This window comes from Chelatococcus daeguensis, from assembly GCF_001887265.1.
Taxonomy (GTDB): Bacteria; Pseudomonadota; Alphaproteobacteria; order Rhizobiales; family Beijerinckiaceae; genus Chelatococcus_A; species Chelatococcus_A sambhunathii.
In genome coordinates this window covers 326,118-338,583 of sequence record NZ_CP018096.1, presented here as the reverse complement: position 1 = coordinate 338,583, position 12,466 = coordinate 326,118, and the positions used below count along the sequence as shown (strand labels likewise).

Sequence of the window (12,466 nt, the reverse complement as noted above, 5' to 3'; positions counted from 1 at the left end):
GGGAGAGAGAATGTCGGCGCAGGACGAAATGGATGGTCCGGGCCAAATCGACCCCTACCACCACCTTCATGACGAAGCCTACGAGCGCCGTTTCGCGAAAGGTTACGTGGGCTGGCGCGACATGGTCTTCATGGGTGGCCGCGCGGCCGAATCGCTCGACGGCGAGTGGCGCTTTGCGATCGACCCCTACGACGAGGGCCTGCGGCAGAAGTGGTATGCCGACGCCCCCGCCCCGGTCGAGGCCTGGCCGGTGCCCCGCGACTACGACACCAACGCCGAGGTGACGGCGCCGGTGCCCTCGTGCTGGAACGTGCTGCGGCGCGAATGGACCTATCTCGAGGGCGCGGCCTGGTACACGCGCTTCTTCACGCACCGGACGGGCGCAGATGAGCGCATCGTTCTGCGGGTTGGTGCGGCGAATTACGAGGCCCGGGTCTTCCTCAACGGCATCTTCGTTGGCGCCCACCGCGGTGGCTCGACGCCCTTCTTCATCGAACTGACTGGCCATCTCGTCGACGGCGAGAACCGCCTGCAGATCCAGGTCGACAACCGTCGTCGTCCAGACCGGGTGCCGATGCAGCACACCGACTGGTTCAACTACGGCGGGCTCTACCGCGAGGTGTCGCTCGTCCGCCTGCCGCCGGTCTTCATCCGCGACTTCGGCGCCGCCCTGGTGCCCGGCAGCGGCGGACGGCGCCTGCGTTTCGACGTAACCCTGTCCGATCCCGTAGACGGCACCGCGACCATCGCGGTCGACGGCCTGATCGACGCGCTCGCCCTGCCCGTCAGCGGCGGCTTCGGCTCCATAGAGGTCGAGGCCAGCCCGGCGCTTTGGAGCCCGGACACCCCGCGCCTCTATGCCGTCACCGTTCGTTGCGGTCACGACGAGATTGGCGACCGCGTCGGCTTCCGCGAGATCAGCGTCGACGGCCGGCGCATCCTCCTCAATGGCGAGCCCATCTTCCTGCGCGGCATCTGCGTGCACGAGGACGACGTCGCCCTCGGCAAGACGACGAGTGAGGCCGACCTCGTCCGCCGCTTCGACCATGCCAGGGCGCTCAACTGCAATTTCCTGCGCCTCGCCCATTATCCGCACCATGAACGGGCGGCCGAGCTCGCCGACGAACTGGGTTTCCTTTTATGGGAGGAGATCCCCGTCTACTGGGCCATCGCCTTCGAGGCGGCAGATACCTTCGCCGATGCCGACAACCAGCTGCGCGAGATGGTGCGGCGCGATCGCAACCGAGCCAGCGTCATCATCTGGGGCATCGGCAACGAGAATGCCGACACCGATCCGCGCCATGCCTTCATGAGCCGGCTCGCGGCAACGGCGCGCGAGGCTGACGGCACGCGGCTCGTCTCGGCCGCCTGCCTCATCAATCGCGCGCATTTTCGCATCGAGGACAGGCTCGCCGCCCATCTCGACGTCATCGGCCTCAACGAGTATTTCGGCTGGTACGAGCCCTCGATGGAGGGACTCGAGCGCCTCCTCGCAAACTCCGACCCCGACCGTCCGGTCATCATCACCGAGACGGGGGCCGACGCCGTGGCGGGCCTGCGCGGCCCCGCCACCACCTTCTTCACCGAGGACTGCCAGGAGGCCGTCTATCGCGCCCAGCTTACGACGCTGGCGCGGGCCGGCTATGTGCAGGGCGTCTGCCCCTGGATCCTCTACGACTTCCGCACCGAACGCCGTCAGACCGTCTTCCAGCGCGGCTATAACCGCAAGGGCCTCGTGGCCGAGGACAAGACTACGCGCAAGCGGGCTTTCGACGTCCTCGCCGCGTGCTGGGCCGAACGGCGGCGGGCGGAGAACGGCGGCGCGGGCGGGCAGGCGCCGCTCGCGACGACGAATCAAGGCGCCAGTTAAACCGGGAGGACCCTCGTGATGTTCAAGACCACACGCCGCAGCGCCATCGCGCTCGCTGCCATCGCCGCTCTCGCGCTGCCCCTGCCGGCGGCGGCCAAGACCACGCTGCGCCTCGCCCATTCGCTCGCCAAGGACCACCCGGTCGACAAGGCGATGGAGAACTTCGCCGCACTTGTGAAGGAGCGCTCCAACGGCGAGATCGAGGTCCGTGTCTTCGCCGCCGGCCAGCTGGGCCAGCAGCGCGAGCTCATCGAGCAGCTGCAGAGCGGCGCACTCGACTTCGCTCACACCAATGCCGCGCCGTTGGCCGCCTTCGAACCGACCTTCGGCATCTTCGACCTGCCGTATCTGTTCCGCGACGACGCGCACTTCTTCAAGGTGACGGATGGCGAGATCGGCCGTGAGATCCTTGATTCGGCGGCGGCCAAGGGCCTCGTCGGCCTGTCCTACTACGATAACGGCACGCGCAGTTTCTACGCCAACAAGCCGGTGCCCACGCCCAAGGATCTCGCCGGCCTCAAGATCCGCGTGCAGCCCGGCCCGGTCGCGACGCGCATGGTGAACCTGCTCGGCGCCACGGCAACACCGCTCGCCTGGGGCGAGCTCTATACGGCGCTGCAGTCGAAGGTTGTTGATGGCGCGGAAAACAACGTGACCGCGCTGACACTGGCCAAGCACGGTGAGGTGTCAAAGGTCTACACGCGCGACGAGCATACCCGCGTGCCGGACGTCTTGCTCATCTCCGAGATGACGATGTCGCGGCTGCCCGCCGCCCAGCAGGACATCATCCGCCAGGCCGCGGTCGATTCCGGCAAAGCCCACAACGAAGCGTGGAAGGCCGAGCTCAGGAAGGCCGAGGGTGATGCCGTCGCCATGGGTGTGACCTTCGTCGATGCCGACAAGGCCGCCTACCGCGCCGCCGTGCAGCCCATGTACGACGACCTGAAGGCGACACCGGCGCTCGCCTCGCTCGCCGAGCGTATCCAGGCGCTCAAGTAAGCCACGCAGACTGCGCCCCGCCCCGAATAGGCCGGGGCGTTCCACGCTGGTCAAAGCTGTCGGAGAGGACACGAGCATGGGCACAGGCCTCGGCGTCATACGGCGCCTCCACCGCGCACTCGATGCGCTCGTGCTCGCCATCACCGTCCCGCTCATGGTGGTAATGCTGGGCTGCGTCGTCTGGCAGGTGCTCGGGCGCTACTTCTTCGGCGCCTCCACCTCATATACCGACGAGATCGCCCGCTTCACCTTCATCTGGGTGAGCCTGCTCGGCGCGGCCTATGTGCTCGGTCGGCGCGGCCACATCGCCATCACCGCCCTCACGCAGCTCCTCTCCTTCGGACCGCGGCGGGTGCTCGAGTGGATCATCGCCCTGCTCGTCGTCGGCTTCTCCGTCGCCGTCATGGTCTACGGGGGCTATGCGCTGACCGAGCGCGCGGCGCGCCTCGTGCAGGTTTCGCCGGCGCTCCAGGTCTCGATGGGCCTCGTCTATTCCGTCATTCCGATCTCCGGCGCCCTCACCGCGCTCTACGCCGCCCTCGTGCTCGCCCAGTGGGCGAGCGGCGGCGAGGTCGCGGAGGACCATGTGAGCCTCGACTGATCGGCCAGGGACGACCTCGCATGGAACTCTCCCCCGCCCTTGTCCTCAGTGTCGCCTTCGCCGTTCTGCTGGCAGCAGGCGTGCCTATCTCCTTCGCCACGGGCCTTGCCTCGATCGCGGCGCTCCTCACCATCATGCCGCCGGGGCCGGCGCTCGCCGTCACCGCCCAGCGCATCGCGACCGGGCTCGACAGCTTCGCCCTGCTCGCCATCCCCTTCTTCTTCATGGCCGGCGCCATCATGAACCGGGGCGGCATCGCCCGCCGGCTCATCGACTGTGCCAAGGTCTTCGTCGGCTGGATGCCCGGTGCGCTGGCGCAGATCACCATCCTCGCCAACATGCTCTTCGGCTCGGTATCGGGCTCGGCCGTCGCCGCGGCCTCGGCCATCGGCGGCACCATGCAGCCCCTGCAGAACAAGGAAGGCTACGACAAGAGCTTCAGCGCTGCCGTCAACATCTCCTCCTGCATCACCGGGCTCCTCATTCCGCCGTCCGGCGCCTTCATCATCTATTCGCTCGTGTCCGGCGGCACCTCGATCGCCGCGCTGTTTGTCGCCGGCTACCTGCCGGGCCTCGTTCTCGGTCTCGCCATCATGATTCCCACCTGGATCATGGCGAAGAAGCGCGGCTATGCCCGCGCACCCCGCCTCTCCACCGGTGAGAAGCTGCGCGCCATCGTGGCCGCCCTGCCAAGCCTCGGCCTCGTTGTCGTCGTCATCGGCGGCATCGTCGGCGGCGTGTTCACGGCGACCGAGGGCTCGGCCATCGCCGTCGTCTATGCCCTGACGCTCGCGCTTCTCTACCGCGAGCTGTCCCTGCAGGACCTCTATCGCATCCTCGTCGACACGCTGGAGGCAACCGCCATCGTCTCACTGATGGTCGGCACTTCGATGGCCATGGCCTATGTGATGTCGCTGGCCGAGATCCCGCAGATGATCGGCGAGTGGGTGCGCCAGGTGTCCGACAGCAAGGTGATGGCGCTGCTGCTCGTCAACATCGTGCTGCTCATCATGGGCACCTTCCTCGACCTGACGCCCGGCATCCTCATCTTCACCCCCATCTTCCTGCCCGTTCTGCAGAGCTTCGGCGTCGATCCGGTGCATTTCGGCATCATCCTCGTCTTCAACATGTGCCTCGGCATCGTCTCGCCGCCCACCGGCAGCGCCCTCTTCATCGGCTGCGCTATCGCCAAGGTATCGATCGAGCAGGTGTTCCGCCCCCTCATCCCTCTCTTCCTGTGGAGCACCGGCGCCCTGCTCCTCGTCACCTACATCCCCGCCATCTCGCTGTGGCTGCCGCGGTTCTTCGGGCTGATGCCCTGACCCGCGCCGCTGCAGACCCGACGACCTGGAGACTAGAACATGCTCGTGCTGACGGGAGCTCGTCTCGTGTCGGTCGACGCGGGCCGCGTCGAACTCGCCCTCGACAGCGGCTATCGCGCCATCATCGACCTGCTCGACACCCATCTCGCCCGGTTCCTCGTGCTGCGGCCGAACGGCCTGCGCATCGACCGCACCTGGTCGCTGTCGCCGGAACTTGCCGGCGAGGCTGAGGAGCCCGACGCGCTCACGGGGCGCAACCGCCTGTCTCGCAGCGGCTTCCCCGGCATCGCGGCGACAATCGCCGAAGATGAGGCCGCCATCACGGTCGAGACCGCCTTCTACCGCATCCTGGTGCAGCGGGCGCCACTGCGGCTCGACTGGTTCTTCCGCCAGGAGACCGACGGAGCATGGCGGCAGGTGCTCGCCGACCGGCCGACGAGCGCCTATGTCTTCGACCGCCACGGACCACGCCTTGCGCACTATCTGGTGCGGCGGCGTGAGGAGCGCTATTACGGCTTCGGCGAGAAAAGCGGGGATGCGGACAAGCACGGCCGGCGCCTGCGCATGGGCACCATCGACGCCATGGGCTATGATGCCGAGCGTAGCGACCCGCTCTACAAGCACATCCCGTTCTATGCCACCGTGCGGCCCGATCGCGGCGGGGACAGCGTCGGCCTCTTCTACGACAATCTTGCCCGCGGCGCCTTCGACCTCGGTCAGGAGATCGACGCCTATCACGGCGACTACCGCAGCTTCGAGGCGGAGGATGGCGACCTCGACCTTTACGTCGTTTTCGGCCCGAGCCTTGCCGAGGTCACGGCCCGCTTCACGGCGCTGACCGGCCGCACGGCCCTGCCGCCGCGCTGGTCGCTCGCCTATTCGGGCTCGACCATGCAGTACACAGACGACGCCGACCCGCCGGCGCGGTTCGAGGAGTTCCTTGCCCTGCTCGCCGAGCACGGCATCCCATGCCGCTCGTTCCAGCTGTCGTCCGGCTACACCATGATCGGCGACAAGCGCTACGTCTTCCACTGGAACCGCGACAAGTTTCCGGATCCGGCCGGATTCGCGCGCCGGCTGCGCACGGCGGGGCTGGAGATCGCCGCCAATATCAAGCCTGCCCTTCTTACCGACCACCCGCTCTTTGCCGAGGTCGAGGCCTTTCGCGGCTTCGTGCGCGACAGCGAGGATGCGGCAAAGCCGCATCTTACGCAGTTCTGGGGCGGCACGGGCGCCTATCTCGACTTCACCAATCCGCGGACGTCGGCATGGTGGAGCGCCAAGGTGAAGACCAGCCTTCTCGACAACGGCATCGGTTCGACCTGGAACGATAACAACGAGTTCGAGATCTGGGACGATAAGGCAGGCTGCGACCTCGCTGGCGCCGGCACCACCATCGCCACGCTGCGCCCGGTGCAGACCAACCTGATGATGCGCGCCTCGCATATGGCCCAGACGGCGCATGCCCCTGGCAAGCGGCCGTATCTCATCTCGCGCTCGGGCGGCCCGGGCATGCAGCGCTACGTGCAGACCTGGACGGGCGACAACCGCACCGCCTGGAAGACGCTGCGCTACAACCTGCGCATGGGCCACGGCCTGTCCATCTCAGGTCTCTTCAACTTCGGCCACGACATCGGCGGCTTCGCCGGACCGAAGCCGGAACCCGAGCTCTTCGTGCGCTGGATCGAGCACGGCATATTCTGGCCGCGCTTCACCATCCATTCCTGGAACGACGACGGCAGCGCCAACGAGCCGTGGATGTACCCGCAGGTGCTGCCACTCGTGCGCGCGGCGCTCGCCTTCCGCGAACGGCTGACGCCCCTTCTCTACACCCTCCTGTGGCGAGCGCATCGGGAACACGTGCCCCTGCTGCAGCCGACCTTCTTCGCCTTTCCGCACGACCCCCTGACCTACGAGGAGGACGACAGCTTCCTCCTCGGCGACGACCTCCTCGTCGCGCCCGTGGTCGATCCCGGCCTCACGGCGCGCACGGTCTATCTGCCGGCCGTGCCGGAGGGCTGGTTCGATTTCCATACGGGTGCGTGGCATCCCGGCGGCAGGCGCATCGAGGTGGCGGCGCCGCTCGGCCGCTGTCCCCTTCTCGTGCGCGGCGCCACCATCCTGCCGCTCGGCCCGGCGCCGGGCGAGCCCGCAACACTCGCGCTGCGGCTTTTCTCCCACCACGGCGGCCTTCGCCCGCGCGTCGTCTTCGACGACGACGGCGAGAGCATCCTCGATACGGCAAACCACGTTCTCCTCAATTGCGCTATGCTGCCCGATGGGCAGGTGGAGGTCCTGCGCCGCGGCCGCCATGCGCCGCGCTGGACGCATCTGCGCCTTGAGGACCATGCGGGGGCAACGCTCTCCGAACGGTCGATGACAGACGTGCGGATCGTATCCGAAACACCGTGATCCCGAGCCTCTTGACGAGGCGACGGCCCGGCTGTTGCGACAGGTGGGCGCCGGGAAGGTCCCGCGCCCGCCCGGCGTCGCGGATGGCGCAAACGCACCCATCTAGGTCCAATCGAGCCTCGTATCCAGCGCGGCTCCGAGACCCTTCGACGATCGGAGGATCGAACCGTTTGTCCGAGGCGGGCTGTTCGGGCTATACTTCTATTCCTACGGGTCGCGGCAGGTCTCGGTGCTGCCGGAAGTAGATGTCCGGCGGCGAGGGGCTGCGACGTCTCGAACTGCGGTTCGGGAGGGACGGATATGGCACGGCGAGCCACCGGGCGGTGTGGAGCCTCGGCCCTTGCGCGAGGTCTGCCGCGTGCGGTCCTGACATTGTTGGCAACCCTTGGCGCATTGATCGCCCTCTCGGAAGTCGCGGCCGCTCAGGACGCGGCCGCCGGCGAACGCGTCTTCGCCCAGTGCAAAGCCTGCCACCAGGTCGGGCCCAATGCGCGCAACGCCGTCGGGCCGGTGCTCAACGGTCTCTTCGGGCGCAAGACCGGCATGGTCGAGGGTTTCCAATATTCCGGCGCGAACAAGGGCGCCGATATCACCTGGACGGAAGAAACCTTCGCGGAATACATCCGCAATCCGCGCGAGAAGATTCCCGGCACCAAGATGGTCTTCGCCGGAGTGAAGGACGAGCAGAAGATCAAGGATCTCATTGCCTATCTGCACAAGTTCGACGAGGTGCCCGTCGCGCTGACGCAATAGGCCATGGGCGCGGCCGTGCGCCCGATGGAACCCGCGAGGTGAAGGGGCCATGTACGTCGCTCTCGCCTTGTTTGTCATCGCCATCGGCTCTGTGGTGTTCCATCTCCTGAGCCCATGGTGGTGGACGCCGATCGCCTCCAACTGGAGCTACATCGACCACACCATCACCATCACCTTCTGGATCACCGGGCTCGTCTTCGTCGCCGTCGTCCTCTTCATGGCCTGGTGCGTCTGGCGCTACCGCCACCGGCCGCAGCAGGCCGAGGTGCTCTACGAGCCGGAGAACAGGCGCCTCGAATGGTGGCTCACGGTCGTCACCGCCATCGGCGTCGCTGCCATGCTGGCGCCGGGGCTCTATGTCTGGCGCCAGTTCATTACCGTTCCGCCCGATGCCGACGAGGTGGAGATCGTCGCCCAGCAATGGCAGTGGAGCTACCGGCTGCCGGGGCCGGACGGCAGGCTGGGCGCCACGGCCATCCGGCATGTCTCCGATGACAACCCGCTCGGCCTCGACCCGGACGATCCGCGCGGGGCGGATGACGTCATGGTGCAGGGGGGAGAGCTTCACCTGCCCGTCGGCCGGCCCGTGAAGGCGGTGCTGCGCTCGCTCGACGTGCTGCACGACTTCTACGTGCCCGAGTTTCGCGCCAAGATGGACCTCATCCCGGGCATGGTCACCTATTTCTGGCTGACGCCGACGCGAACCGGCACCTTCGAGGTGCTGTGCGCCGAGATGTGCGGCGTCGGCCACGCTTTCATGCGCGGCTTCGTCGTGGTGGCCGAGGAAAGCGACTACCGCGCCTGGCTGGAACAGCAGCAGCCGGCGCGCCCGGCGGCGCAGCGGGCGGTGCCGGTGATAGCCGAGCGGTGAGATGCCGGCCGCGCGGCGGCCGGGCAAGGGCGGAGGGTTGAAGCGATGGCCGACGTTCCCCTCGACAGGGTGGCAGAAACCGCAGCGACCGAGGTGGAGGACCTCACCCTCCACCATCCGCACAGCTGGCTGACGCGATACGTCTTCAGCCAGGACGCCAAGACCATCTCCATCCAGTACACGGTGACGGCGCTGGCGATCGGCTTCATCGCGCTCTTCCTGTCGTGGCTGATGCGCCTGCAGCTCGGCTTTCCCGGCACCTTCGCCTTCATCGACGCCGCCGCCTATTACCAGCTCATCACCATGCACGGCATGATGATGATCGTGTACGTGCTCACCGCAGTGCTCCTCGGCGGCTTCGGCAATTACCTCATCCCGCTCATGGTCGGCGCGCGGGACATGGTCTTCCCCTACGCCAACATGCTGAGCTACTGGTTCTACCTGCTCGCCGTCGTCATCCTCCTCGCCAGCTTTTTCGCCCCTGGCGGCCCGACGGGGGCGGGCTGGACGCTCTATCCACCGCAGGCGATCCTTTCCGGCACGCCCGGCCAGGAGAGCGGCATCATCCTGATGCTGGTGTCGCTCATCGTGTTCATCGCTGGCTTCACCATGGGCGGCCTCAACTACGTGGTCACGGTGCTGCAGGGGCGCACCCGGGGCATGACGCTGATGCGCATGCCGCTGACGGTCTGGGGCATCTTCACGGCGAGCGTGATGGCGCTGCTCGCCTTCCCGGCCCTGTTCGTCGCCTCGGTGATGATGCTGTTCGACAAGATCTTCGGCACCAGCTTCTTCATGCCGTCGCTCATCGAGCTCGGCACGCGGCTCGACTACGGCGGCGGCAGCCCCATCCTCTTTCAGCACCTGTTCTGGTTCTTCGGCCACCCGGAGGTCTATATCGTCGCCCTGCCGGCCTTCGGCATCGTCTCCGATCTCATCGCCACGCACGCGCGGCGCAACATCTTCGGCTATCGCATGATGGTGTGGGCGATCCTCGCCATCGGCGCGCTCAGCTTCGTCGTCTGGGCGCACCACATGTACGTCAGCGGCATGAACCCGTGGTTCGGCTTCTTCTTCGCCACGACAACCCTTATCATCGCCGTGCCGACAGCGATCAAGGTCTACAACTGGATCTTGACCCTGTGGCGCGGCGACATTCATCTCACCGTGCCGATGCTCTTTGCCCTCGGCTTCATCGTCACCTTCGTCAACGGCGGCCTGTCTGGGCTCTTCCTCGGCAATGTGGTGGTCGATGTGCCCCTGTCGGACACCATGTTCGTCGTGGCGCATTTCCACATGGTGATGGGAATCGCGCCCGTGCTCGTCATCTTCGGCGCCATCTACCACTGGTATCCCAAGGTCACCGGGCGGATGATGAACGAAGCACTCGGCAAGCTGCACTTCTGGATCACCTTCCTCGGCACCTACGCCATCTTCTTCCCCATGCACTATCTCGGTCTCCTCGGCGTGCCGCGGCGCTACCACGAGATGGGGGAAGCCAGCTTCTTCCCGGCCTCGGCGCAGATGCTCAACGCCTACATCACCGTCCTCGCCCTCGTCGTCGGGGCGGCACAGCTCCTCTTCCTGTTCAACCTCATCTGGAGCATCCGGCACGGGCGCGAAGCCGGCGGCAATCCGTGGCGGGCGACAAGCCTCGAATGGCAGACGCCCGAAACGCCGCCGCCGCACGGCAACTGGGGCAGGGAACAGCCCACCGTCTACCGCTGGGCCTATGACTACAACGTGCCCGGCGTCGCCCAGGACTTCATTCCGCAGAACATGCCGCCGGAGGCCGTGCCATTGGGGCCCCGACCCGCGCCGGGAGGCATGTCGTGACCGCGGCTGTCGCCTTCCTCGTCCTCCTTGCCGCGCTCGCAGCCTGGTGGCTGTACGGCCAGCGGCTGATGAGCCGGCCGTGGCTGGCGGCCGGTATCGTCGAGGACACCGGCGGCCTCGCGCACATGCCGGCCGCCAAGGTGGGGCTCGGCGTCTTCCTCGCCGTCGTCGGCGCCCTGTTCTCGCTGTTTCTCAGCGCCTACACCATGCGCATGCAGCTGGCCGACTGGTCGGCCCTGCCGGTGCCGCGCATCCTGTGGGTGACCACCCTGCTCATCCTCCTCGCCAGCGCCGCCCTCGTCTGGGCCGTCCGGTCGGCCCGGCGCGGCGAGAAGGAGCGCGCGCTCGACGGGCTCCTCGCCGCCACGGGCTTCGGCTCAGCCTTCCTCGGCGGCCAGCTCATCGCCTGGGACGAACTCGCGGGCTCGGGCTACCGGCTGGCGGACAATGCCGCCAATTCCTTCTTCTACGTGCTCACCGGCCTGCATGGCGCGCACATCCTCGGCGGGCTCGTGGCGCTCGTCGCCGTGACGGTGAAGCTCTGGCGCAGCCCCGATGCCGCGGCGGCGCAGCTGCCCGTCGAGCTCTGTGCGCTCTACTGGCATTTCCTCGCCCTCGTCTGGCTCGTCCTCTTCGCCGTCATCACCGGCTGGGCGGGGGATTTCCTCGCCGTCTGCCGCCAGTTGCTGTCGTGAAAGGAAGGCGCGATGAACACCGCGTTCACCGAGCATCGCACCCGCGAACCCGAGAGCGGCCTGGCGACGATCGTCACCGACTTCTCCGCCGATCAGCGCGCCTTCCGCAACGTGTCGTGGGGGAAGGCCATGATGTGGATCTTCCTCCTCAGCGATACCTTCATCTTCGGCACCTTCCTCATCGGCTACATGACCGCGCGCATGTCGACCGCCGAGCCCTGGCCCAATGCCAGCGAGGTCTTCGCCCTCGAGATCGCCGGGCATCATCTGCCGCTCATCCTCATCGCCATCATGACTTTCGTGCTCATCTCGAGCAGCGGTACCATGGCCATGGCGGTGAACTACGGCTACCGCCGCCAGCGCCGGCCGACGGCGGCGCTTCTGGTGGTGACCGCCCTCCTCGGCGCCACCTTCGTCGGCATGCAGGCCTTCGAATGGACGAAGCTCATCAGCGAGGGGGTCAGGCCCTGGGGCAACCCGTGGGGGGCGGCGCAGTTCGGCTCCGCCTTCTTCATGATCACGGGTTTCCACGGCACGCACGTGACCATCGGCGTCATCTTTCTGCTGATCGTCGCCCGCAAGGTCATCCGCGGCGATTTCGACCACGGACGGCCGGGCTTCTTCACAGGCCGCAAGGGACGCTACGAAGCCGTCGAGATCATGGGCCTCTACTGGCACTTCGTCGATCTCGTCTGGGTCTTCATCTTCGCCTTCTTCTACCTCTGGTGAGGAGGACGCCATGAGTGAGATCGCCCGCAGCGACGCGGCTCACCGCATCGTCGCCAAGGCCCACCCCATCCGGCTCTATCTCGTCGTTTGGGGCTGGCTCTTCGTGCTGAGCGCCTTCTCCTATCTCGTAGACTACTTCCACCTCACGGGGACGCTGCGCTATTCGCTGATCCTGACCTTCATGATGCTGAAGGCGGGGCTCATCGTGGCCGTTTTCATGCACATGGCATGGGAGCGGCTCGCCCTCGTCTATGCCATCCTCGTGCCGATCGGCGCCATACTCGCCTTCCTCGCCGCCATGGCCGTCGAGGCGGACTACACGTTGCTGACGCGGCTGGCCTTCTTCAGTGCGGGCCAGTAGGCCACCGGTCGACGGGC

General features: G+C 66.9%; 11 protein-coding genes. All 11 read left to right on the top strand.

The genetic code is table 11. The features are described from left to right. Window positions 1-10 precede the first annotated feature (10 nt). The 11 genes from BOQ54_RS18505 to BOQ54_RS18455 all read left to right on the top strand — a co-directional run bounded on the left by BOQ54_RS18505 (window position 11) and on the right by BOQ54_RS18455 (window position 12,449). Window positions 11-1,870 (top strand): glycoside hydrolase family 2 protein, encoded by a 1,860-nt coding sequence (locus BOQ54_RS18505; RefSeq protein WP_083586067.1) that lies wholly within the window; start codon window positions 11-13, stop codon window positions 1,868-1,870. Window positions 1,871-1,885: 15 nt separating this feature from the next. After that, window positions 1,886-2,869, top strand: coding sequence for a TRAP transporter substrate-binding protein (locus BOQ54_RS18500; RefSeq protein WP_063188782.1), 984 nt, complete (start codon window positions 1,886-1,888; stop codon window positions 2,867-2,869). Window positions 2,870-2,945: 76 nt separating this feature from the next. Beyond that, the gene (locus BOQ54_RS18495) at window positions 2,946-3,470 is read left to right on the top strand and encodes a TRAP transporter small permease (protein ID WP_055458610.1); all 525 of its coding nucleotides are present in this window, start codon (window positions 2,946-2,948) and stop codon (window positions 3,468-3,470) included. A 20-nt stretch (window positions 3,471-3,490) separates the two neighbouring features. Beyond that, window positions 3,491-4,792 (top strand): TRAP transporter large permease, encoded by a 1,302-nt coding sequence (locus BOQ54_RS18490; RefSeq protein WP_055458611.1) that lies wholly within the window; start codon window positions 3,491-3,493, stop codon window positions 4,790-4,792. Window positions 4,793-4,831: 39 nt separating this feature from the next. Then, a complete protein-coding gene (locus BOQ54_RS18485) occupies window positions 4,832-7,204 on the top strand; it encodes a TIM-barrel domain-containing protein (protein ID WP_071924695.1) in 2,373 nt (790 codons plus the stop codon). Between the two features lie 375 nt (window positions 7,205-7,579). Further along, entirely contained in the window at window positions 7,580-7,957 is a 378-nt protein-coding gene (locus BOQ54_RS18480) for a c-type cytochrome (protein ID WP_083586066.1), read from the top strand. A 49-nt stretch (window positions 7,958-8,006) separates the two neighbouring features. Continuing rightward, window positions 8,007-8,828 (top strand): cytochrome c oxidase subunit II, encoded by an 822-nt coding sequence (locus tag BOQ54_RS18475; RefSeq protein ID WP_055458613.1) that lies wholly within the window; start codon window positions 8,007-8,009, stop codon window positions 8,826-8,828. A 45-nt stretch (window positions 8,829-8,873) separates the two neighbouring features. After that, window positions 8,874-10,664 carry a cytochrome c oxidase subunit I gene (locus BOQ54_RS18470; protein WP_071924694.1) on the top strand — a complete coding sequence of 597 codons (1,791 nt, stop codon included), beginning with the start codon at window positions 8,874-8,876 and terminating at the stop codon, window positions 10,662-10,664. Beyond that, entirely contained in the window at window positions 10,661-11,359 is a 699-nt protein-coding gene (locus tag BOQ54_RS18465) for a cytochrome c oxidase subunit 3 (RefSeq protein WP_055458615.1), read from the top strand. The genes BOQ54_RS18470 and BOQ54_RS18465 overlap by 4 nt, the downstream gene beginning before the upstream one ends. 12 nt (window positions 11,360-11,371) lie before the next feature. After that, complete coding sequence (locus BOQ54_RS18460) at window positions 11,372-12,088, top strand: heme-copper oxidase subunit III family protein (RefSeq protein WP_055458616.1); 717 nt, start codon at window positions 11,372-11,374, stop codon at window positions 12,086-12,088. A gap of 10 nt (window positions 12,089-12,098) precedes the next feature. Next, window positions 12,099-12,449, top strand: coding sequence for a cytochrome C oxidase subunit IV family protein (locus tag BOQ54_RS18455; protein ID WP_071924693.1), 351 nt, complete (start codon window positions 12,099-12,101; stop codon window positions 12,447-12,449). The last annotated feature ends 17 nt before the right edge of the window (window positions 12,450-12,466 follow it).